The organism is Sandarakinorhabdus sp. FBCC-B8862, assembly GCF_059745315.1.
In genome coordinates this window covers 1,042,276-1,062,206 of sequence record NZ_CM185574.1, presented here as the reverse complement: position 1 = coordinate 1,062,206, position 19,931 = coordinate 1,042,276, and the positions used below count along the sequence as shown (strand labels likewise).

22 protein-coding genes are annotated in these 19,931 nt (G+C 69.9%); 2 read left to right on the top strand and 20 right to left on the bottom strand.

Annotated features, from left to right (window positions below):
• Positions 1 to 143: 143 nt before the first annotated feature.
• The 14 genes from AC6BOR_RS05150 to AC6BOR_RS05085 form a co-directional block, all read right to left on the bottom strand.
• Positions 144 to 824, bottom strand: a complete 681-nt coding sequence (locus AC6BOR_RS05150; protein ID WP_498060121.1) for a PDZ domain-containing protein — start codon at positions 822 to 824, stop codon at positions 144 to 146.
• A complete protein-coding gene (locus AC6BOR_RS05145; protein ID WP_498060120.1) occupies positions 824 to 1,237 on the bottom strand; it encodes a hypothetical protein in 414 nt (137 codons plus the stop codon). The genes AC6BOR_RS05150 and AC6BOR_RS05145 overlap by 1 nt, the downstream gene beginning before the upstream one ends.
• Positions 1,231 to 1,884, bottom strand: coding sequence for a type II secretion system protein N (gene gspN / locus AC6BOR_RS05140; RefSeq protein ID WP_498060119.1), 654 nt, complete (start codon positions 1,882 to 1,884; stop codon positions 1,231 to 1,233). Before gspN ends, AC6BOR_RS05145 begins: the two co-directional genes overlap by 7 nt.
• Positions 1,884 to 2,351, bottom strand: coding sequence for a type II secretion system protein GspM (gene gspM, locus AC6BOR_RS05135; RefSeq protein ID WP_498060118.1), 468 nt, complete (start codon positions 2,349 to 2,351; stop codon positions 1,884 to 1,886). The genes gspN and gspM overlap by 1 nt, the downstream gene beginning before the upstream one ends.
• Entirely contained in the window at positions 2,348 to 3,367 is a 1,020-nt protein-coding gene (gene gspL, locus AC6BOR_RS05130; RefSeq protein WP_498060117.1) for a type II secretion system protein GspL, read from the bottom strand. Before gspL ends, gspM begins: the two co-directional genes overlap by 4 nt.
• A complete protein-coding gene (gene gspK, locus AC6BOR_RS05125; RefSeq protein WP_498060116.1) occupies positions 3,364 to 4,296 on the bottom strand; it encodes a type II secretion system minor pseudopilin GspK in 933 nt (310 codons plus the stop codon). The genes gspL and gspK overlap by 4 nt, the downstream gene beginning before the upstream one ends.
• Complete coding sequence (gene gspJ / locus AC6BOR_RS05120) at positions 4,293 to 4,910, bottom strand: type II secretion system minor pseudopilin GspJ (RefSeq protein ID WP_498060115.1); 618 nt, start codon at positions 4,908 to 4,910, stop codon at positions 4,293 to 4,295. The genes gspK and gspJ overlap by 4 nt, the downstream gene beginning before the upstream one ends.
• Positions 4,907 to 5,254, bottom strand: a complete 348-nt coding sequence (gene gspI, locus AC6BOR_RS05115; protein WP_498060114.1) for a type II secretion system minor pseudopilin GspI — start codon at positions 5,252 to 5,254, stop codon at positions 4,907 to 4,909. Before gspI ends, gspJ begins: the two co-directional genes overlap by 4 nt.
• Before the next feature lie 136 nt (positions 5,255 to 5,390).
• Positions 5,391 to 5,798 carry a GspH/FimT family pseudopilin gene (locus tag AC6BOR_RS05110; protein ID WP_498060113.1) on the bottom strand — a complete coding sequence of 136 codons (408 nt, stop codon included), beginning with the start codon at positions 5,796 to 5,798 and terminating at the stop codon, positions 5,391 to 5,393.
• On the bottom strand, positions 5,773 to 6,210 hold the full coding sequence (gene gspG, locus AC6BOR_RS05105; RefSeq protein ID WP_498060112.1) for a type II secretion system major pseudopilin GspG: 438 nt from the start codon (positions 6,208 to 6,210) through the stop codon (positions 5,773 to 5,775). The genes AC6BOR_RS05110 and gspG overlap by 26 nt, the downstream gene beginning before the upstream one ends.
• The gene (locus AC6BOR_RS05100) at positions 6,207 to 7,415 is read right to left on the bottom strand and encodes a type II secretion system F family protein (RefSeq protein ID WP_498060111.1); all 1,209 of its coding nucleotides are present in this window, start codon (positions 7,413 to 7,415) and stop codon (positions 6,207 to 6,209) included. The genes gspG and AC6BOR_RS05100 overlap by 4 nt, the downstream gene beginning before the upstream one ends.
• Positions 7,408 to 8,832, bottom strand: coding sequence for a GspE/PulE family protein (locus AC6BOR_RS05095; protein ID WP_498060110.1), 1,425 nt, complete (start codon positions 8,830 to 8,832; stop codon positions 7,408 to 7,410). Before AC6BOR_RS05095 ends, AC6BOR_RS05100 begins: the two co-directional genes overlap by 8 nt.
• Positions 8,829 to 10,919, bottom strand: a complete 2,091-nt coding sequence (gene gspD / locus AC6BOR_RS05090; RefSeq protein ID WP_498060109.1) for a type II secretion system secretin GspD — start codon at positions 10,917 to 10,919, stop codon at positions 8,829 to 8,831. The genes AC6BOR_RS05095 and gspD overlap by 4 nt, the downstream gene beginning before the upstream one ends.
• Positions 10,916 to 11,416, bottom strand: a complete 501-nt coding sequence (locus AC6BOR_RS05085; protein ID WP_498060108.1) for a type II secretion system protein N — start codon at positions 11,414 to 11,416, stop codon at positions 10,916 to 10,918. Before AC6BOR_RS05085 ends, gspD begins: the two co-directional genes overlap by 4 nt.
• A gap of 525 nt (positions 11,417 to 11,941) precedes the next feature.
• Between AC6BOR_RS05085 and AC6BOR_RS05080 the strand changes: the two genes are divergently transcribed.
• Both AC6BOR_RS05080 and AC6BOR_RS05075 read left to right on the top strand, forming a co-directional pair.
• Entirely contained in the window at positions 11,942 to 13,381 is a 1,440-nt protein-coding gene (locus AC6BOR_RS05080; RefSeq protein WP_498060107.1) for an HD domain-containing phosphohydrolase, read from the top strand.
• A gap of 179 nt (positions 13,382 to 13,560) precedes the next feature.
• The gene (locus AC6BOR_RS05075; protein ID WP_498060106.1) at positions 13,561 to 15,051 is read left to right on the top strand and encodes a DEAD/DEAH box helicase; all 1,491 of its coding nucleotides are present in this window, start codon (positions 13,561 to 13,563) and stop codon (positions 15,049 to 15,051) included.
• Positions 15,052 to 15,139: 88 nt separating this feature from the next.
• On the opposite strand, the gene AC6BOR_RS05070 is transcribed toward AC6BOR_RS05075, so the two are convergent.
• The 6 genes from AC6BOR_RS05070 to mltA form a co-directional block, all read right to left on the bottom strand.
• Positions 15,140 to 15,589, bottom strand: coding sequence for a peptidylprolyl isomerase (locus AC6BOR_RS05070; protein WP_086117917.1), 450 nt, complete (start codon positions 15,587 to 15,589; stop codon positions 15,140 to 15,142).
• A gap of 30 nt (positions 15,590 to 15,619) precedes the next feature.
• On the bottom strand, positions 15,620 to 16,057 hold the full coding sequence (locus AC6BOR_RS05065) for an acyl-CoA thioesterase (RefSeq protein ID WP_498060105.1): 438 nt from the start codon (positions 16,055 to 16,057) through the stop codon (positions 15,620 to 15,622).
• On the bottom strand, positions 16,054 to 17,364 hold the full coding sequence (locus AC6BOR_RS05060; protein WP_498060104.1) for a cytochrome P450: 1,311 nt from the start codon (positions 17,362 to 17,364) through the stop codon (positions 16,054 to 16,056). Before AC6BOR_RS05060 ends, AC6BOR_RS05065 begins: the two co-directional genes overlap by 4 nt.
• Positions 17,361 to 18,137 carry an enoyl-CoA hydratase gene (locus AC6BOR_RS05055; RefSeq protein ID WP_498060103.1) on the bottom strand — a complete coding sequence of 259 codons (777 nt, stop codon included), beginning with the start codon at positions 18,135 to 18,137 and terminating at the stop codon, positions 17,361 to 17,363. The genes AC6BOR_RS05060 and AC6BOR_RS05055 overlap by 4 nt, the downstream gene beginning before the upstream one ends.
• Positions 18,138 to 18,215: 78 nt before the next feature.
• Entirely contained in the window at positions 18,216 to 18,725 is a 510-nt protein-coding gene (locus AC6BOR_RS05050; protein WP_498060102.1) for a Smr/MutS family protein, read from the bottom strand.
• Positions 18,703 to 19,926: a murein transglycosylase A gene (gene mltA / locus AC6BOR_RS05045; RefSeq protein WP_498060101.1), complete on the bottom strand. Its 1,224-nt coding sequence runs from the start codon at positions 19,924 to 19,926 to the stop codon at positions 18,703 to 18,705. Before mltA ends, AC6BOR_RS05050 begins: the two co-directional genes overlap by 23 nt.
• Between the last annotated feature and the right edge of the window lie 5 nt (positions 19,927 to 19,931).

The following is a 19,931-nucleotide window of genomic DNA, read 5'->3' as shown; positions in this document are numbered from 1 at the left end:
GAAAAAAGCGGCAGGGAACGCCCGTCGGCCTTTGGATGCGCCCCCGCATGGCATCGGCATTAGGCGTGATTCGTGGCGGCCGGATTACGGCCGCGTTGCGGTTTTTGGGCAGTCTGGTTTCGATATTGTGACAGCGATCGCCGTCAGGGGGCGACGCGCGCCTCTGCCTCGCGGCCGCCGCGGCGATAGCGCAGGATCAACTGGCCGTTGGCAGCAAGTTCCTGAGGGAGTTCGATAATCTTTTCCTCGGACAGCAATTGCTGGCTGTTGGCGCTGAGCAGGATGTCGCCAGGTTGCAGGCCGGCGCGGGCCAGCATGGGCAGGGCTGCCAGGCTGCCCAGTCGCCAGCCAACCAGCTGATTGCCGGACCGGATTTGTGACAGGGCCAACCGCCACGGGGTGGGGTCGCCGCCCGGTGGCCGGCTGGGGCCGGGGGCGGCTCTGGGTGCATCGGGAAAGGCCAGCGCCTGTTCCCCGGCCGGGCCGGCCAGGATGGCGCGGCCGGGCTCGGTGCGCAGCAGCTTCAGCCCGCCCGGCAGGCTGCGCCCCGGCGTGAGGCGATATTGCCGCCCGCCCGACGTGATGATCGCCATGCCGCCATCGGGCCCGGTCCTGAGGCCGCTGAGGGCGAGATCGCCGGGCGTTGTAGCCGGCGCGGGTGGCGGGGGCGGCGGCAGTGGCGCGGACACCGGCGCCGGCAATGCAGCAATGGGCGGTTCGGCCGGGGCTTCGGCGGATGGCCGCAGGATCGCCACCAGGGCCACCGACAATGCCAGCCCGCCGCCAACGGCCATCGCCCATTCGCGCGGGGTGGCCGTGACCATCAGCGGCAGCCCAGGATGCCGGCCACCGGGATGACCAGCGCGCTGCCATCGGCTTCGGTGACGGTCAGGCTGCCATCGCGCACCACGGCGCCGCCGCTGCCGGTGGGCAGGATCGTCATCGCCACATCCAGCTGGCGCGCGGCCGAGCGGTAGCGGGCGTTGGGGGCAAAGCCCATCACGGCACTGCCGCTGGCACTGGCCTGGGGCAGATCAGTAAGCTGGCCATCGATGCGGGCGCGCAACGACGCGGTGGGGCTGGCGCTGAGCATGGCGATGCGCTGGCGGCTGGCCTTGTCCCACAGGAACAGGGCGCAGCGGCCGGGCTCCAGCTGTTGCGGCGGCAGTTCGGTGAGCGGGCCGGCAGCCGGCGCGGCGGCGGCGACCTGCACGGCGATGAGCGCGGCGATCACCATGATCCCTCCTGCATGCGGGTGAGGCTGCCGCCATCGGCGCGGAACCCGGCGGCGGTGAGCGCCAGCAGTTCGGCCGGCGCGGCGCCGTTGATGCGGGCCATCACCTGCCAGCGACCAGGGTGGATGGCGATGTCGAGCCGCAGCCGGCCATCGGCACTGGCCAGCGGCAGGTTGAGCGTCTCGCCAGCGCAGGCGGGGCTGCCTGACATCATGGCCTGGCCGGCAATCGGGGTGGCAAGGGCGGCCGTGACCTGGCCGCTGGCGGATTGGCAGCGCCCGGCGCCATCCAGCGCCAGACTGAGCCCGGCCAGATCGATGCTGCGGATGGGCAGGCCGGGCAGGGCGGCCCCGCTGATCCGGCCCGACATGCCATCGGCCCCCTGCGCCCCGGCGCTGCGCCAGACCTGGCCCGACAGGCTGCCGGCGACCGCCCATTGCAGCCGGCCCTTCAGCAGGGCCAGCGGCTGGGCCGAGAGGCCAAGATTGCCCAGCGTCACCCCGCCGGCCTGGGCATCAACCAGTTCGGCGCGCCACAGGCTGCCGGAAACGGCGCTGGCGGCGAGCGGCGGCGCCGGCAGGGCGAGGCGGGCCGGCAGGAAGGCGACAAGGCCGATGGCAAGCCCGGCGAGAAGCGGCATGACGCGCATCAGCTGGCCTTGCGCACGTTGAGCCGCAGGCGCACCGACTGGTCGCTGTTGCGGCTGGCCTCAAGCTCTTCCACCACCAGCCCGTCGCGTTGTTCCAGCGCGGCGGCCCAGCCGATGGCGAGGCGGCCGTTGATGGCAGCGATTTCGACGATGGCCTGGCCCGGCCCCTGCGCCTCCAGCCGGGCCGGCGTGAGGCCGGCTTCGGCCAGGCGGCGGCCAACCAGATCGAGCACCGGCCCGGCGGGCGGAGCGGGGCGGGCCCGGATGGCGGTGGCCAGCATGCGGGCATGGGCCAGCTGTTGCTGCGCGCTGCGCGCCTCCGCCAGCGCGGCTTCGCGGGCCAGGCCCAGCGGGCCCAGCAGGGCGAGCCAGAACAGCAGCGCGGCCAGCAGGGCGGCGGTGAGGGCGAGCAGCCATTGTTCGCGGCGCGAGCGCTGGTTCCACCAGGGGGAGAGGGCGGCCATCATCGCGTCACCGTCACGGGTGTGTCGCTGCCATCGGCGGTGGCGCGGGTGGGGCCGGCGCTGGCAGCAAGGCCGGCGCTGGTCAGGGCCTGCGCCAGGGCCTGGGCTTCGCCGGGGCCGCCGGCCACCCCGGCGACGAGGCCGCCCGAGGGTGTGTAGCGCAAGGACGCCAGCGCCGCGCCGGGGCGGGCGGCGATGGCATCCACAACCGGACCGGCGATGGCGCCCAGCCCGCCATCGGCACCGCGCTGGCGGGCAAGGGCAGTGAGCGCCGCCACCGGATCATCGCTGCCGGCCGGCACCAGGCTGGCGGCGATGGCCTGCGCGTCGGCCGTGGCGGCGCTGACGGCGCGTTTGGCCTGCACCAGCGCGGCGACATCGCCGGCCAGCCACAGCCCGGCCAGCGTGGCGGCGAGCAGGCCAAGGCGGCGGGCCAGACCGGGCGGCGGCTGCCAGCGCGAGGTGGGGGCATAATCGCCGGCCAGAAGATTGAGCGGCAGCGGATCGGGCAGGGTGAAGCTGGCTTGCGTTACCGGCTCTGCGCCGATCAGCACGGCGGCCAGATCGGCTTCGGCGGCAAAACCCATGCTGGCGCTGCGGGCGATGATGCGGTCGCCGGCCTGCCGGACGGCAAATCCGGCGGCGGGCGCGGGCAGCAGGAGTGGTTCCGGCACCAATGCGCTGGCGGACAGGCCGGCACCGGTCAGCTCGGCCAGCCAGCTGGCCATGGCGCTGCGGGCGGTGACGGCGACGGGGCGCGGCCCGCTGCCGGGGGCGACGACAATATGGGGATCGGTTTCGGCCAGCGCCTCGCCCAGCATCAGCCGGGCGGCGGCGGCGGCCTGGGCCGGGGCGAGTTCGGGCAGATCGAGCCAGTGCAGCGCCACCGCTTCGCCCGGCACGGCAACGACCAGCGGCGCGGCGGCATCGGCCGGCGGCAGGCCATCGCCGCTGGCGATCAGCCGGCCCTTGTCGAACCGCTGCCAGTGCGGCGACGGGGCAAGGAAAAGGAGGATCATGTGTCTGGCCCCCAGCGGCGCACCAGCAGCCGGGCTGGCCTGGTGCCGGCATCGAACAGCCCGCTGGCCTCCAGTGGCAGGCCGGGGGTGGCGGTTGCAAGCGAGAAGTGCACAAAACGGTCCTTCACGTCGATCTGGCGCAGCACATCGGCGGGCAGTTGGCGGCCGGCCAGCAGCGGCTGGGTCCAGAATTGATCGGGGCTGGTCCAGCCGCCAACCGGGCGGGCGCTGATGGCATCGCGGGCGGTGGCGATGGGCAGATTGGCGATGGCGGCCAGCACCGGGGCATCGCCGGGCGTCAGGCTGTTGATGTTGAGCCGCGACAGCTCGGTTTCGGGCAGGGCGCACAGATGGGGTGCGGCGCGGGCATGTATTTCGGGCGTGACGCCGGCGATGGCGCGCCATTCGCTCACCTCGGCCAGCAGGGTCGAGGCCGTGCGATAGGGGGTGGCGGCGCGGGCATAGGCGGCATCCTCGGCGCCGCCGTTGCCGGGCTGTTGATCGATATCGATCCAGTCGGCGGTGGCGCTGGCGATGCGGGCGGCCTCATCGGCCGGAACCTCGAGCAGCGTCAGCAGGCGGGCCAATTGTTCGACGCCCAGCGGCCGTGTCGCGGTGCGGCCGGGCGGACCGATGGCAGTGCTGTTGAGGTTGAGGCAATTGCCGCCGGGCGCCAGCGCGACCCGCGCGCTGCCGGCCGGCGTGTCGAGCCGGAACGGGCCGGCGGGCAGGCGGGGCAGTGGCAGGCGGGCGGCGATCATCGGCTCGGCCGCCAGCGCGGCGCTGCGCGCGGCATCGATGGCGGCGCGGCTGGCATCGAGATGGCGGGCGAGGCGCAGGCGGTCGAACAGGCTGGTCGAAAGCGCGGCCATGATGCCGACCAGCACGAGGACGTTGATGAGGGCGGCGCCCTGTTCACCTTGTTTCATCGCGCCCCGCCCGGCCCGACGGGCAGCAGGAAGCGGATCTGGCCGATCGCCGGCCCGCTGGCGGTGATTTCGATGGCCCGCGGCAGGGTGGCGGGATCCGGGCGGGCCCAGCCGGATTGCCAGCCGGTGCCATCGTGGATCCGGATGGTCGCGCTGGTCACACCGTCCAGCAGGATCGCGGCATCGCCGGGCGCGGTGCCATCGAGCATTGGCGCGGCGCGGCGGACGAGGGCGCCATTCTCGATCCCCCAGCTGACACGCTGCAGCGAGGCGCGCGGCGCCTGGCCCGGATTGGCCCAGCCGCGCCGCACCAGCGTGAACAGCGCGCCATCATTGGCGCTGAAGGCGGGGTGCGGCTGCCCCTGTTCGTCGCGCCAGGGCCGGGGCGCGGCCTGGGCGGCATCGGCGGTGAGCAGGCTGTGGGTGCGGGCCAGCGCGCCGGCGGCATCGGCCAGCCGGGTCGCCTGGGCGCTGGCATTGACACTGCCGGCCAAAAGCGCGGTGCCGGCGCTGGCCATCAGGCCGAAGATGGCGAGGCCGACGAGCAGTTCAATGAGGGTGAAGCCGTTTGAGACGGGTTGGGCCTGCGGCGCATTGCTGTGGCTGGTCCTCATCGCGGGCTCCACAGCAGCTGGTCGCTGGCGATGGTCTGGCCGCTGTCGCCCTCGACGCGCACGGCGATGCGGATGGTGCCGGGATCGGGGCCGGGGCTGGTCTGGCGCACCCAGGCCCAGTCGCGCGGGCCGGCGCGCTCGCGGCCCTCGGCCGGGGCGGGCGGGGTGGGCGATGCCCAGGCCTCCAGCGCCTGGTTGCGGGCGACGATGGCGGCAAGGCCGCGTTCGGAGACGGTGGTGGCGCTGGCCAGGCTGACGCCCTGCAAACGGATCAGCGCGACGGCGGCGAGGCCGAAGATGGCAAGGGCGACCATGACTTCGATGAGGGAGAAGCCGCCATCCATCCTCCCCCCCGGGGGGAGGTGCCCGAAGGGCGGAGGGGGCGCGGCTGTGGCGGCGGGGCCGAACGGGTGGTGCGGGCGGGCCCCCTCCGTCAGCCTGCGGCTGCCACTTCCCCCAGAGGGGGAGGATCTGGGGCACTCACCGCGCATTTATGGCTCCGGCGGCGCTGATGGTGACGGTGGCGCTGGCGTCGCCGGCCCGGATGGCGAGGCGGGCCGGGCTGGCGAGGCCGGTGGGATCGAACAGGATTGGCCCGGCCGGGTCGCTGACCAGGCTCTGGCCGGCGGGCAGGCGCACCGGGGGCTGGTCGCCGGCCTGCCAGCCGGTGGGGCCGGGGGTGAGCAGGATCGGCCGCCCGGTCAGGATGGCGGCATCGCGGGCGGCGCTGGCGTGGGCGGCGAGACGCTGGGCGGAGCGGCGCGCGTCCGCCCCGGCATCGGGCAGGCTGAGCACGATGGCGGCCGTGGCGATGCCGATGATGGTGATGGCCACCACCAGTTCCACCAGGGTGAAACCCTGTTCAGAAGTTCCAGGTGCCGATGTCATCTGCGTCGGCACCGGGGCCGGTCTTGCCGTCGGGGCCCATCGACCAGATGTCGAACGGGCCGCTGCGGCCGGGGGCGGCATATTGATAGGGATGGCCCCAGGGGTCTTTCGGCAGGCGGGTGAGATAGCCGCCGGGGCGATAGCGTTCGGGCTGGGCGAGATCGGCGGGCGGGCTTTGCAGCGCGGCCAGGCCCTGCGCCGTGCTCGGCACCGCCATCTGATCGGCACGATAGGCGGTGAGCGCGGTTTCCAGTGCCGCCACATCGGCGCGGGCGCGGGTGACGGCGGCCTTGTCCACATCGGGCAGCACGTTGATGACGACAACGGTGGTGAGGATGCCGATGATGACGATCACCACCATCAGTTCGATGAGGGTGAAGCCGTTGGGAATGGGGCGGCGGCGGGTGTTCATGCGCTGGCCAGGCTTTCCAGTTGCAGGATGGGGAGGAGGATGGAGAGCACGATCACCGCCACCGCCCCGCCCATGACGAGGATGATCGCCGGTTCCAAGAGCGCCAGCGCGGCGCGGGTGGCGGCCTCATGCTCCCGCTCCAGCGCGGCGGCGCCGCTGTCGAGCATCACGTCAAGCCGGCCGGCGCTTTCGCCGCCAGCGGCCATGGCGACGAGCAGCGGCGGCAGGATGGCGGCGCGCTTCATCGCGGCGGTGAGGCTGGCGCCCTCGCTGATGTCGGCGGCCATCTGGCTGACGCGGGCGCGGATTTCATGGTTGCCGATGGTGGGCAGGGTAAGGGCGAGGCCATCGACGATGGGCAGGCGGCTGGCGATCATCATGGCCAGCGTGCGGGCGAGGCGGGCGGCCTGCCAGTTGCGGATCAGCCGGCCGGCAACGGGCAGGGTGAGCGCCCAGGCATCAAAGCGGCGACGGGTGGCGGGATCGGCCAGCGCGCGGGCCGCAAGCGCTGCCATGCCGCCGATCAGGAGGGCCATCAGCCACCACCAGCCGGCGATGAGGTGCGAAAGGCCGACGACGATGCGGGTGAGCAGTGGCAGGGTCTGGCCGATGTCGGCAAATTGTTCGGCGATGCGCGGCACCACAAAGGCCATCAGTGCGGTGACAGCCAGCGTGGCGACGACGCTGAGGGCAGCCGGATAGGCCAGCGCCGCCTGCAGCTTGCCCCTTAGCTCGGCCTCACGCTCAAGGCTGTCGGCGACGCGTTCGAGCAGCTGCGGCAGGGTGCCGGCGCCTTCGCCGGCGGCGACCATGGCGCGATAGAGGGCTGAGAAGCTGGCGGGTTCGAGGGCGAGTGCGTCAGACAGGCGGCGGCCTTCGACCACGGCGGCGTGGACATTGGCGATGATGGCGGCCGTGGCACCGCCGCCTTCGCTCTGCGCTTGGGTGCGGATGGTGCGCAGCGCCTCTTCGAGCGGGGTGACGGCGGCCAGGGTCGCCAGTTGGCGGGTGAAGACGGCCAGCGCGGCCGGTTTCAGGCGGCGGCGGCCGGCGGGGGCGGGGCTGGCGGCGGCGGGTTCAAGGCGTGTCGGGAACAGCTTGCGGGCGAGGAGATCGGCGCGGGCGGCTTCCCGGCTGGCGGCGCGCGCGGTGCCGCTGCGCGGCTGGCCGGCGGCATCCAGCGCTTCCCACGCCCAATCAGGCATCGCCGCCTCCGATCACCCGCAGCGCCTCGGCCGGGGTGGTGAGGCCTTGCGCCACGGCCTGTGCCGCGATGGCCGGCAGGCCGGGGCTGCCCTCGGCCAGTTCGGCGGCGGTGGCACCGGCGTTGATGCGGGCGGCCAGCGTGTCGGTCATGCGGATCATGTCATAGAGGCCGACGCGGCCCTGCCAGCCCGTGTGCTTGCAGGCGGGGCAGCCGGGCGGGTGCCACAGCGGGGTGCCGGCCGGCAGGCCCAGGGCGGCGAGGGTGGCGGCATCGCCGGGGATGGCCTCGCGGCAATCGGGGCAGAGCCGGCGCACCAGCCGCTGGGCGACGACGGCGCGCAGCGTGGCGGCGAGCAGGAACGGCTCGATTCCGAAATCGCGCAGCCGGGTGATGGCGCTGGCGGCATCGTTGGTGTGCAGCGACGACAGCACGAGATGGCCGGTGAGCGCGGCCTGCACGGCGATCTGGGCGGTTTCGGCGTCGCGGATTTCGCCGACCATCACCACATCCGGGTCTTGCCGCAGGATGGCGCGCAGGCCAGCGGCAAAGCTGAGGCCGACCTTGGCGTTGACCTGGGTCTGGCCGATGCCATCGACGGCATATTCCACCGGGTCTTCCACGGTCAGGATGTTGCGGCTGCCATCATTGAGCAATTTCAGGCCGGCATAAAGCGTGGTGGTCTTGCCGCTGCCGGTCGGGCCGGTGACCAGCACCAGGCCGTTGGGGCTGGCCAGCGCGGCGCGGAAGGCCGCATCGATGGCCGGCGGCATGCCCAGCCCGGCAAGGTCAATCCCGGCATTGTCTTTGTCCAGCAGGCGCAGCACGACGCGTTCACCGCCGCGCGCCGGCAGGGTGGAGACGCGCACATCGAGCCGCTTGGCCGCCAGCGCCAGTTCCATGCGGCCATCCTGGGGCAGGCGGCGTTCGGCAATGTCGAGCCGGGCCATGACCTTGATGCGGCTGACCAGCAGGCTGGCGACGCCGGCCGGCAGGCGGTGCATCTCCTTCAGCTCGCCATCGATGCGCATGCGCACCACCAGCGCGGCTTCGAACGGCTCGATATGAATGTCGGACGCCTTCAGGCGCGCGGCCTCGGCGATCAGGCCGTTGATCAGGCGGATGGCGGGCGCCTCGTCATCGCTGGCCAGCAGATCCTCTGCCGATGGCAGATCATCGGCAAGGTCCATCAGGCCATCGGCGGCAACCGCACCGCTGGCATAATGGTTCTGCAGCAGCCGGTCGAAATCGGCGGCGCTGACATCGGTGAGGCGCAGCGGCCGGCCAGCGATGCGGCGCACTTCGGCCAGCGCCGCGGTGCGGCTGCCGGGGCGGCGGGCCACCTCGGCCGTGTCCCCGATGGCGGTGAGGATCAGGCCGGTGGCGCGGGCAAAGCCATAGGGCAGGGTGAGGCTCATTTCGGCGGTTCGGCTGGCGGTGCTTCGGCGGGCGGCGGCGCGCCGGGGATGGGGGCCTTCAGATAATCGCGCACCAGCGCATCCAGGCTGGTGTCGGCCGTGCCTTCGCGGATCGCCTGTTCGGCGCGCACATATTGATAGCGTTCGCCGGTCAGCCGGGCGGCATCGTTGGCGCCCTTGATGATGGTGGGGCGGATGAACACCATCAGGTTGGTCTTGGTGCGGTTCCTGGATTTGGAGCGGAACAGGTTGCCGAGCAGCGGTATGTCGCCGAGCAGCGGCACCTTCTCGATGGCGCGGCGTTCATTTTCATCGATCAGGCCGCCCAATGCGATGATCTGGCCATCGTCCACGGTGACGGTGGTGGAAATCTCGCGCTTGTTGAAGATGAGATCGGGGACATTCTGGGTGACGACGGCCTGGGCAATGCTGCTCACCTCTTGCCGCAGCGACAGTTTGATGGTGCCGCCGGCGTTGATCTGCGGTCGCACGTCGAGCTGGATGCCGATGTCCTGCCGCTGCACGGTGCGGAAAGCATTGTCGAAGTTGTTGCTCAAGGCCTGGCCGGTGGCGATGGGCACATTCTGGCCGACCAGGATGCGGGCCTGGGCATTGTCGAGCGTGACGACCGAGGGCGTCGAGAGCACGTTGGACGCGGTGTCGGCCTTCACGGCGTTGACGACAAAGCCGAACACCGCGTTCGAACCCAGATTGCCGCCAAAGCCGAACTGGCCGCCATTGGCATTCAACAGGCTGTTCACCGCGGCGTTGCGCAGCTGCACGGTGGTCGCATTGTCTTGCCCATAGCGGTTTTCGGCCACGATCGCCCCGGCGACGGCGAGCAGATTGGGCGCAGCATTGCTGTAGTTGGTGACGGAGAAGGGGATGTTGCTGTTGCCGGTGCCCGACAGCAGGAACTGCACCCCCAGCCGCTGGGCGGCGACGTCGCTGATCTCCACGATCACCGCTTCGACCAGCACCTGTTCGCGCCGCACATCGAGTTGCCGGACGACTTCGCCGAGCCGGCGCTGCACGTCGGCCGGTGCAGCGATGACGATGGCATTGGCGCCTTCATAGCGGGCGATCACCGCCTGGCCGCGCCCGATGCTGGCACCGGGCACGAAGCCGGCGGTGCCGAGAGCGCCCTGCGGCGCGGCGGGCAGCGGCTGGGCCGCGGCGGGCTGGGCCTGGGCCGGCTGGCCGGCGTTGGCGTTGCCGAAGGCGCTTTGCGTTGGTTGCACCAGCGGCGCGGCCTGTGAGGCTGGGCTGACCGGCTGGCCCACCAGCTGCTGCAGCACCGGCACCAGCTTCTCGGCATCGGCATGGTTCAGGAAGATCACCCGCACATCGCTGCCTGCGGCGGCGGCCTGATCGAGATCGGCGATTGTGCGGGCGAGCTTGGTGAGCGTGGCGGGATCGCCGCGCAAGACCAGGGAATTGCTGGCATCCACCGGCGCCACCTGCCAGCCGCGCCCTTCGGCGGCGCCTTGCGCCACCTGCGCCAGGCTGGTGGCAATCTCGCGTGCGCCGGCATGTTTGAGGGCAACGACGCGCACGGCGGCGCGATCCTGATCGAGCTGGCGGGCCAGCGCAGTGACGCGGGCGACATTGTCGGCAAAATCGGCGACGATCACGGCATTGCCGCTGCGGTTGGCGGTGACCTGGCCTTCGCGCGACACCAGCGGCCGCAGCGATTCGAGCGCCGAGGCGGCATCGATATAGTTCAGCGGCACGACCCGGGTTTCAAACCGGTCGCGACCCTGGCCTGCGGACGGCTGGGTGGCGGCGCCATCCAATGGGGCGACACGGAAAGCCCCGCCGGCGGCCGGGGTGACGACCAGGCCATTGGCGCGCAGGGTGGAGAGGAACAGCTCGAAATAGCCGGCCTGATCGAGCGGCCGGTCAGACACCACGGTCACCTTGCCCTGTACGCGCGGATCGATGATGAAGCTGCGCCCGGTGGCGCGGGCGACATCCTGGATGAAGGCGCGCACATCGGCATCGCGCAGATTGACCGTGGTCTGGGCCAGCAGAGGCCCAGCCAGCAGGGCTGTTGCCATCACCAGGGTCTGCCACCGCCGCATCATTTGCCGTCCCCAGCGGGCATGGGCCCGGATTGATCGATATAGAGTGTTTCGCGCGCGCCGCCGCGATCCAGCGTCACGCTGTCAAACGCCACGGCCACCAGCCGCACGCCGGGCATGATTTCATCGCCGCTGCCAAAGCTCTGCTGTTGGCCATCGGGGGTGGCGATGATCGCCGAACCGCGCCCCGATGCGGCATCGACGCGGGTGCCGACCAGGGTGAGATCAAGGCTGGACACGGCATCGGCCGGCGTGGCGGCTTGCGGGAAGAAGGGATCAACCGCGACGCCGGCCAACGCGGCGGCGGTCGGTGCCTGCACCGCGCCCAGCGGCCCGGCCGGGGTGATGGCCAGCCAGATGGCGCGCGCCAGCAGCAGGCCAGCCAGCGCCCAACCCAACGCCTCGCCCGCCCGCATCAGGCGGGCCGGCCATTGCGGCGGCGAATTGCTGTTGCGGATCAGCGGCTGGTCCCCCCGACAATGCAGTTCCGTCGGCGGCAAGCCTAATCGGATTCGGCAATTGTTACAGCCCCTATCGGGGGCATGTGACGGTTGGATTACAGTGCAGCCAATGAGGCCTGCGCGCCCAGCTGAAGGGTCCACCAGCGCAGCTGTGGCCACAGCAAACCAAACCTGGTGATCCCGCATCGTCACCAGCAACAATGTAAGACAAGGATTGGGCCAGCAGCGGGCGCGCCATTGCCACGGCCTGTCTTTTTCGCAGCAGGTACAACGGCAATTGGCTGTGCCGATCAGCGACTGCGACCCACAGGTGCAAGATAATCCGCTGCAGCAAATCGGGCCCGATCACGACGACCCGCCAGCCGCATTCCTGGCTGCCCAGGAGGTTTGCAATGCAGTGTAATATGCATTGGACATGTATCCTGATTTCCTGCACCTTTGTTGTGCAATTTTTCCCGCGCACCACGGGTCAATGGAGCCAATCGAGTGGACCCGATGCCGAATTCTGATCTTCGCCAATCCAATTGGCCCGAATTGGCGAGGGTGCATTATGCGCGTGCAGCGATGCAGATGCTTGATGCGGTGCCAGATGTGATCTTCACCGTGTCTTATCCCGATTTGGTCATCGGTTATTGCAACCGCATGGCGATGCGATTTTTCGAGCGGGTGCATGGCGCTGCCGATCCGCGCGGCCGCGTGGCGATGGGCTTTGCCAGTGTGCTGACCAAGCCGTTGTGGGACGAGGCGGTGGCCAGAACCCTGGCCGATGGCGAATATGAAATGCGCCACGAACTCGGGATGAGCGGGCGGCGCTGGATGATGCGGGTGGCACGCATCAATGATGACGACGGCAATTGCATCGGCCTGTCTGTCAACGGCCGCGACATCACCGATTTTGAACTGACGCGCAGCAATCTTGCGCGCAGCGAGGGCCTGTACAAGACGCTGTTTGACAGCATGCGGGTGGGGGCCGTGCACCAGGCCCCCGATGGCCGCATCATTGCCGTGAACGCAGCGGCCGAGCAGATCCTGGGCCGCAGCGCCGACGAACTGATGAACCTGTCTTCGACATCCGGCGAATGGGAAGCGATCCACGAGGATGGCAGCGCCTTTCCCGGCGACGAGCATCCGGCGATGGTGACGTTGCGGACCGGCCAGCCGCAAACCGATGTCTATATGGGTGTGCAGCGGCCGAATGGCGAGCTGCGCTGGCTGATGATCAATTCTGCCCCGGTGCCGGTGCCCGGCAAGGCGGATGAGACGGCGGTGGTCACCACGTTCAGTGACATCACCGAGAAGCGCGACATGCGCGAGCGGCTGCGTGACCAGGTGATGCAGCTGGACCGTGCGCTGGAACAGACGCTTGCTGCCATGTCGGACATGATCGAGATGCGCGATCCCTACACTGCCGGGCACCAACGGCAGGTTGCCGTGCTGGGCGAGGCCATCGCCCGCGAGATGGGCCTGGGTGAGGCGCAGTGCCGGCTGATCCGCCAGGCCGGCCTGGTGCATGATATTGGCAAGATTGCCATTCCGGCTGAGATTCTCGTCAAGCCGATGCGGTTGACCGCGCTGGAATTTGATCTCGTCAAACTTCATGTCGATTACGGCTATCGCATCCTGAAGAGCATCGAGTTTGCCGAACCGATTGCCGCCATCATGCGCCAGCATCACGAACGGCTGGATGGCAGCGGCTATCCCTTTGGCCTGTCGGGATCGGCGATTTCGCTGGAGGCCCGGATTGTCACGGTTGCCGATGTGGTGGACTCCATCGCCTCGCACCGGCCTTACCGCGCTGCGATGGGCGTTGATGCGGCGCTGGCCGAGCTGCGCCTTTATGCCGGAACCTGGTATGACGAAGCGGTGGTGGCGGCCTGTGCCCGTGTGCTGCGCGATGGGCCGTGCCGCCGCATTTATGATGACGCGCTGAAGCTGGAGCAGGTGCCGGGCACCTTCGATGCACAGGCGCGGCTGCCGCTGGTGCAGTTGCTGGCCCGCGGCTGATTTGACTTTTTGGCCGTTTGCGTCCATTGGCGGCCCACATCGCTGGGCGCGTGATCGGAGCAGATGGCTCCAGGCCCCACCCCCCAATCTTGCTTCCCATATCACGCGGGTTGCTGGTCAACCCCCCCATGCTCCGTTGGCAATCCTGCCGGCGGGGCCGAACTGATATTGGAACATCAATGAACTTCTCTGATCTGGCGCTGGCCGAACCGATTGCGCGCGCCCTCAATGAAAAGGGCTATGCTGCCCCCAGCCCGATCCAGGCGGCGGCCATTCCGCCGGCGCTGGCCGGGCATGATGTTCTGGGCCTGGCGCAGACCGGCACCGGCAAGACGGCGGCCTTTGCCCTGCCGATGCTGCACCGGCTGGCGGCCGATCCCAAGCATCGCATCAAGATGAACACCCGCGCCCTGGTGCTGGCCCCCACCCGCGAACTGGCCAGCCAGATTGCCGCCAGTTTCCAGGCCTATGGCAAATATATGCGGCTTTCGGTGGCGGTGGTGTTCGGCGGCGTGCCGATCGGCCGGCAGGAACGCGCGCTGGCGCCGGGAGTGGACGTGCTGGTGGCGACGCCGGGCCGGCTGCTCGATCTCGTGATGAAGGGCGCCTGCGACCTGGGCCGCGTGGAGATGCTGGTGCTCGATGAATGCGACCAGATGCTGGATCTGGGCTTCATCCATGATCTGAAGCGCATCACCGGCCTGTTGCCCAAGCAGCGCCAGTCGATGCTGTTTTCCGCCACGCTGGCGCCGGCCATCGAACAGCTGGCCGAACGCTATCTGAAATCGCCGGTGAAGGTGGCGGTGCAGCCGGCGGCGACCACGGTGGAAAAGGTGGTGCAATCGGTGGTGCATGTGAGCCAGCCGGAAAAGCTGGCGCTGCTGGCGCATCTGCTTGACCAGCCCGAGGTGGCGAGCAGCATCGTCTTCACCCGCACCAAGCATGGCGCCGACCGGGTGGTGCGCCAGCTTGCCGCCCATGGCCTGGTGGCCGAGGCCATCCACGGCAACCGCAGCCAGCCGCAGCGCACCCGCGCGCTGGACGGCTTTCGCGCCGGCACGCTGAAGATCCTGGTGGCGACCGACATTGCGGCGCGCGGCCTCGACATCCCGGCGGTGAGCCATGTCTTCAATTTCGAATTGCCCAACGTGCCGGAACAATATGTGCACCGCATCGGCCGCACCGCGCGCGCTGGCCGCGCCGGGGTGGCGATCGCGCTGTGCGCGCCGGATGAGCGGCCCTATCTGAAGGATATCGAGAAGACCATCCGCATGGCGCTGACCCAGGCGCCGCTGCCGGCCAATTTCCGCGATCTGGTGGGCAAGACGGCCAAGCTGATCAAGTCCAACCCGGTGGCGGCGGAACCGCCGCGCGAGGAGCGGGACTTTGCCCGCAGCCGCAATGGTGGCCGCCCCGGCCGCGACAGCCGTGCCGTGGTGCATGCCGAAGGCCGGCGTGACGGTGCCCCCCGCCGGGAGGGCCCGCGCGAGGAGCGGCGCGAATTCAGCCGCGACGGCCAGCCCCGCCGCGACGGACAGCCCCGCCGCGACGGCCAGCCGCGCCGTGATGGCGGGCAACCACGCCCGGCCGGTGGCCGCCCGCAGGGGCGGCCCGGCGGCGGCTTTGCCGGCCGGCGCGAAGGCCAGCGGCGCTCGCCTGCCGGGCGGTGAGGGCCCTTCGGGACGCTTGATCGCTGAACAACGGAAAACTCCCCGCCGGATCGCTCCGGCGGGGGTTTTCATGTGCAGATCAATTCGTTCAGGCCACGGTGGCCTTGACGATATGGCCCGGCTCGCGCGGCGGCTCGCCCTTGGGCAGCGCGTCGACATGTTCCATGCCCGAGATCACTTCGCCCCACACCGTGTACTGGCGGTCGAGGAAGCGGGCATCATCAAAGCAGATGAAGAACTGGCTGTTGGCGCTGTGCGGGTACGACGTGCGGGCCATCGAGCAGACGCCGCGCACGTGCGGCACGTCGTTGAACTCGGCGCGCAGGTCGGGCAGGTCGCTGCCGCCGGTGCCGGTGCCCTTGGGGCAGCCGCCCTGGGCCATGAAGCCGGGGATGACGCGGTGGAATTTGATCCCGTCATAGAAACCTTGGGCGGCGAGCGTGGTGATCCGCTCGACATGGCCGGGGGCAACATCGGGGCGCAGCTTGATGACGACATCGCCGCCGCTGCTGAGGGTGAGGGTGAGGGTTTCGGCCATGAACGGTCTCCGTTGGGGTGTGGCACTGCCCTAGCCGCGAAGCGCGAAGCCCTCAAGCCGTTCCCGCAAGGCCGGCGGGATCGGCGCCGGGCCGGTGGCGGGGTCGCGGTGGACGAGCACGCTGTCACACAGGGCGATACAGCTGCCCGCCTGAAAGGCGGCCATGGCCACGGTGAAGCTGCTGCTGCCGATGCGGGCGATGGCATAGCCGATGGTGACCGGGGCGGGATAATTGCCCTCCGCCAGATAATCGATGGCGACATGGGCGACGACGAAGCTGGAGCGCCGCTCGCCCGGTGCCGGGTTCACCGGGCCGGCCCGGTTGAAGCGCACGCGGGTTTCCTCGAACAGGCGGGCGAAGGCCACATTGTTGAGGTGGCCGTTCACATCCATATCGGCAAAGCGGGTTTCGAGGGTGAGGCTGGCGGGATAGGCCGTCAGCTCATGCCGCCGCAGGTCCGCCTTCATCGCATCCGGTACCGGATCGGCATCGCCTTCAGGCCCGAAACGAAGTTGGCCACCGACAATTTGGGTTCGCCGGCCAGTTCGATCTCGTCCAGCCTTGGCAGCAGCTCGGCGAACAGGGCGCGGATTTCCATGCGGGCCAGATGCAGGCCCAGGCACTGGTGGACGCCGTTGCCAAAGGCGGTCTGCGGGTTGTTGGGCCGGTCCACCCGGAAGCGGAACGGGTCTTCGAACACCGCCTCGTCGCGGTTGCCCGACCAGTAGAACAGCGCGACGCCGTCACCCTTGCGGATGGTCTTGCCGCCAACAACAGTGTCTTCGGTGCAGGTGCGCATGAAATGCTTCACCGGGGTGGCCCAGCGGATCATCTCTTCGACCGCGCCCGGGATCAGCGACGGGTCGGCCTTCAGCTTGGCCAGTTCGGCCGGATTCTGGATCAGCGCCAAGAGGCCGCCCGAGGCCGTGCTGCTGGTGGTGTCGTGGCCGGCGGTGACGGCGATGGCGTAATAGCTGATGGCTTCCAGCATGCCGATGGGCTCGCCATCCACGGTCCCTTGCGCGATCACGGTGGCGAGATCGTCGCGCGGATTGGCCCTGCGGTCGGCCAGCACCTCGCCGAAATATTGGAAGAATTGCTGGACGAGGGCGAAGATATCGACCTGCGGGTTGCCGGTGCCTTCGGTGGCACCGCTCAACCCCTGCGTGATGATGCGGCTGCGCGCCACCACGTCTGGATCCTGCGGGCCAAAGATTTCCTGCGTCATCTGCAGCATGCGGTTTTCATCCGCCTCCGGCAGACCCAGGATCATCATGATGACCCGCAAGGGGTACCAGAGCGCGACCTCGTTGACGAAATCGCACTGGCCGCCCAGCGCCGCCATCCGGTCGACATGCGCCCTGGCGATGGCGGCGATCTGCGGCTCCAGTTTTTTCAGATTCTGCGGCATGAACCAGCTGTGGGTGATGCGCCGCAGCTTCATGTGGATGGGATCATCCAGATCAACCAGCGTGCGGAACAAATGGCTGTCGCCGGTGGTCTGCTTCACCCACTCCTCGGCCTCGATGGGGGAGATATAGGTGCGCTCGCGGTTGATGAAGCGATCATTGGCCTTGGAAATCGCCACGATGTCGGCATGGCGGGTGATCGACCAGAAGGGGCGGAAGCCGGTCGGCTCGGTCCAGTGCACCGGGTCTTCGCGGCGCAACCGTGTGTAGGCGTCGTGGATGCTTTCATCGGCATAGGCGGCCGGGTTGACCAGCGTGTCGTCCAGCGTGTCGCTGTTGAAGCCGGGGAAGGGCATGGCGGTCATTGCTGGCGTCCTCTGGCTTGCACGGCGCCGCGCGCGGCTTCGACTTCGGCGGCGGAGACCTGGGCATTGGCAGCGGTGGAGCGTGTCGCCTCCAGCGCCATGGCTGCGCCGAAGGGCAGATCATAGCCATCGTTGATCAGCCGCTTGTAGGCCCGGGCAAAGCCGGGGGCGATGCCGGCCATGTCGTGCGCCAGCGCCACGGCGGCAGCGACCAGTTGATCGGCCGGCACGACACGGTTCAACAGGCCCCAGCGTTCTGCCGTGGCGGCATCGAGGAAATTGCCGGACAGCGAGAGTTCGCGGGCGCGATAGGGCCCGATCAGGCGGGAGAGTTTCTGGCTGAGGCCCCAGCCCGGCATGATGCCCACGCGCGCATGGGTGTCGGCAAAGCGGGCATTCTCGCTGCCGATCAGCACGTCGCAGGCCAGCGCCACTTCAAAGCCGCCGGTGATGGCGACGCCGTTGATGGCGCCGATCACCGGCTTGCCGGTCTGTTCGATGGCCTTGACCGGATTGTCATCCGGCCCTTCGGCATTGGCCGCGCCGAGGCCCTGTTGGCCCAGTTCCTTGAGGTCGAGCCCGGCGGTGAAGGCGCGGGTGCCGGCGCCGGTCAGCACGATGGCGCGCACATCGTCGTCGGCCTCCAGATCGCGGAACACGGCGGCGAGCGCGCGGCGCAGGGCCTGGTTCAGCGCGTTCATCGCCTGCGGCCGGTTCAGCGTGACGATGGCCACCGGGCCATCGCGCGTCACCTGCACGACATCATCGCTCATCGGCTCGTCCTCCCCCTGTGGCGGCCCTGTTTAGCGGCCCGGCATGCCGCTGCCGACTGCAATTGGCGATAGGGGAGATTACTTGGCTCTGCGCAGGATGAGGTAGAAGGCACCGCTGCCGCCATGGCGCGGGTGGGCGGCGCGCACGCTGGCCACGGCGGCGCGCATGTCGGGCCGGTCGAGCCAGTGCATCAGTTCGGCGCGGATGCGCGCTGGCCGGTCGGGCCGGCCCTTGCCGGTGATGACCAGGATGACGCGGGCGCCGTCGCCGGCATGGATGGCGGCGGCCAGCCTTGCATGGGCATCGGCCAGCGTGTGGCCGTGCAGATCGATGATGCGATCAGGCACGATGCGGCCGCGGCTGATCTGGCGATCCCAGCTGCCATCCAGCGGCGCGCCCAGTGGGTGCGGGCCGGGCCGGGCTGGGGCCGGGCGCGGCGGCGGGGCGGGCACAATCTTGACCGGCGGCGGGCTGTTGGCGGCCGGGGTGGCCGGTGGTGCTTCGGGTCTTGCCTTCCCAGGCAGCGGCTTCACGCTGGCGGCAACCCGCGCCCACAGCGCCCGTTCATGGGCGCTGAGGCGGCGCATCTTGGATCAGCTTCAGGCGCTGGGCCGCGGTGCGCGGGATCAGCAGGGTGAGGGTGGCGGGCGCCGATTGCGCACCGGCATCGGCCGCGGCCTCGGCGCCGGGGCCGAGGAACAGATCGATGCGGTTGGCGCCCTTGATGGCGCCGCCGGTATCCTGCGCCACCATCAGTTGCACCAGCGGTTGGCCGCTGCGCGACAGGGTGGTTTCCACCAGCAGCGGCGCGCCGAGCGGGATATAGGCCGGATCGGCCGCAACCGACACGCGCGGGGTAACGGCGACGCCCATGGCGCCAACCGGGCCTTCGCCTTTCAGTTCCCGGAAGAAGATCTTGGACGGGTTGGCGTTGAGGATGGCGGGTGCCTCGTCCGGATGGGCGCGCAGCCAGGCGAGGATTTCGGCCATGCCGGCCTTGCCCCGTTCCAGCTTGCCCTGTTCGATCAGCAGCCGGCCAATGGCGACATAATCGCGCCCGTTCTGGCCATCATAGCCGATGCGCATGATGCGGCCATCGGGCAGGCGCAGCCGGCCGCTGCCCTGGATTTCAAGGAAGAAGGCCTCATAGGCATCAGCCGCCCAGGCGAGTTCAAGGCCGCGGCCGACCAGCGCGCCGGCGGCGATCTGGGCGCGGCTGGCATAGGGCACCAGCCGATTGCCCTCCACCCGGCCGCGCACCGTGCGGCCCTTCAGGCTGGGGGCGAAATCGCCCAGCGGCACGTCGATCAGATCGGCCGGCCGGCGATAGAGCGGCACCTGATAGCCGGGCTGCTGCGTCAGGCTGGCGGCGATTTCGGGCTCGTAATAGCCGGTGGCAAAGCCCTTGCCCTCGGCCACCGCAACGCCGACAAACTGGCCGTGGAAGAAACCATCCTCCTCGCCGGGCGCGACACTGGCCGCCGCCGTGCAGGCCGCCTGCCAGTCGCCCGGCTGGGTGAGGCCCGACAGATCCTCCCGCCGCAACAGGCCGGGGCAGGATTTGCGGAAGGCGGCCAGCGCAGCCGCCGCGCCAGGCAACGGCCCGACCGGCGGCAATGGCAGGGCAGCGAGGCTGGCCTGGGCGGCGCGGGTGACCGGCGGCGATTCGGGTTTTGGCGTTGGCTGCGGCGCGGTGGCCGCGGCTGGCGGCGTGGTGGCCGGCCGATCCTGCCGCCCGGCGCAGGCAGCAAGCAGCAGCAGACTGGCCAGCGCGAGGCGGTTGCGCATGTTCA

Coding starts and splice junctions, on each gene's coding strand:
- AC6BOR_RS05065 (WP_498060105.1), bottom strand. CDS start 16,057: ATGAAGGCGGACCTGCGGCGGCATGAGCTGACGGCCTATCCCGCCAGC.
- gspD (WP_498060109.1), bottom strand. CDS start 10,919: ATGATGCGGCGGTGGCAGACCCTGGTGATGGCAACAGCCCTGCTGGCT.
- gspL (WP_498060117.1), bottom strand. CDS start 3,367: ATGATCCTCCTTTTCCTTGCCCCGTCGCCGCACTGGCAGCGGTTCGAC.
- AC6BOR_RS05150 (WP_498060121.1), bottom strand. CDS start 824: ATGGTCACGGCCACCCCGCGCGAATGGGCGATGGCCGTTGGCGGCGGG.
- AC6BOR_RS05060 (WP_498060104.1), bottom strand. CDS start 17,364: ATGACCGCCATGCCCTTCCCCGGCTTCAACAGCGACACGCTGGACGAC.
- AC6BOR_RS05145 (WP_498060120.1), bottom strand. CDS start 1,237: ATGGTGATCGCCGCGCTCATCGCCGTGCAGGTCGCCGCCGCCGCGCCG.
- AC6BOR_RS05070 (WP_086117917.1), bottom strand. CDS start 15,589: ATGGCCGAAACCCTCACCCTCACCCTCAGCAGCGGCGGCGATGTCGTC.
- AC6BOR_RS05100 (WP_498060111.1), bottom strand. CDS start 7,415: ATGCCTGATTGGGCGTGGGAAGCGCTGGATGCCGCCGGCCAGCCGCGC.
- gspN (WP_498060119.1), bottom strand. CDS start 1,884: ATGCGCGTCATGCCGCTTCTCGCCGGGCTTGCCATCGGCCTTGTCGCC.
- gspI (WP_498060114.1), bottom strand. CDS start 5,254: ATGGATGGCGGCTTCTCCCTCATCGAAGTCATGGTCGCCCTTGCCATC.
- gspG (WP_498060112.1), bottom strand. CDS start 6,210: ATGAACACCCGCCGCCGCCCCATTCCCAACGGCTTCACCCTCATCGAA.
- gspK (WP_498060116.1), bottom strand. CDS start 4,296: ATGAAACAAGGTGAACAGGGCGCCGCCCTCATCAACGTCCTCGTGCTG.
- AC6BOR_RS05110 (WP_498060113.1), bottom strand. CDS start 5,798: ATGACATCGGCACCTGGAACTTCTGAACAGGGTTTCACCCTGGTGGAA.
- AC6BOR_RS05055 (WP_498060103.1), bottom strand. CDS start 18,137: ATGAGCGATGATGTCGTGCAGGTGACGCGCGATGGCCCGGTGGCCATC.
- gspM (WP_498060118.1), bottom strand. CDS start 2,351: ATGATGGCCGCCCTCTCCCCCTGGTGGAACCAGCGCTCGCGCCGCGAA.
- AC6BOR_RS05075 (WP_498060106.1), top strand. CDS start 13,561: ATGAACTTCTCTGATCTGGCGCTGGCCGAACCGATTGCGCGCGCCCTC.
- mltA (WP_498060101.1), bottom strand. CDS start 19,926: ATGCGCAACCGCCTCGCGCTGGCCAGTCTGCTGCTGCTTGCTGCCTGC.
- gspJ (WP_498060115.1), bottom strand. CDS start 4,910: ATGAGGACCAGCCACAGCAATGCGCCGCAGGCCCAACCCGTCTCAAAC.
- AC6BOR_RS05080 (WP_498060107.1), top strand. CDS start 11,942: ATGCAGATGCTTGATGCGGTGCCAGATGTGATCTTCACCGTGTCTTAT.
- AC6BOR_RS05095 (WP_498060110.1), bottom strand. CDS start 8,832: ATGAGCCTCACCCTGCCCTATGGCTTTGCCCGCGCCACCGGCCTGATC.
- AC6BOR_RS05050 (WP_498060102.1), bottom strand. CDS start 18,725: ATGCGCCGCCTCAGCGCCCATGAACGGGCGCTGTGGGCGCGGGTTGCC.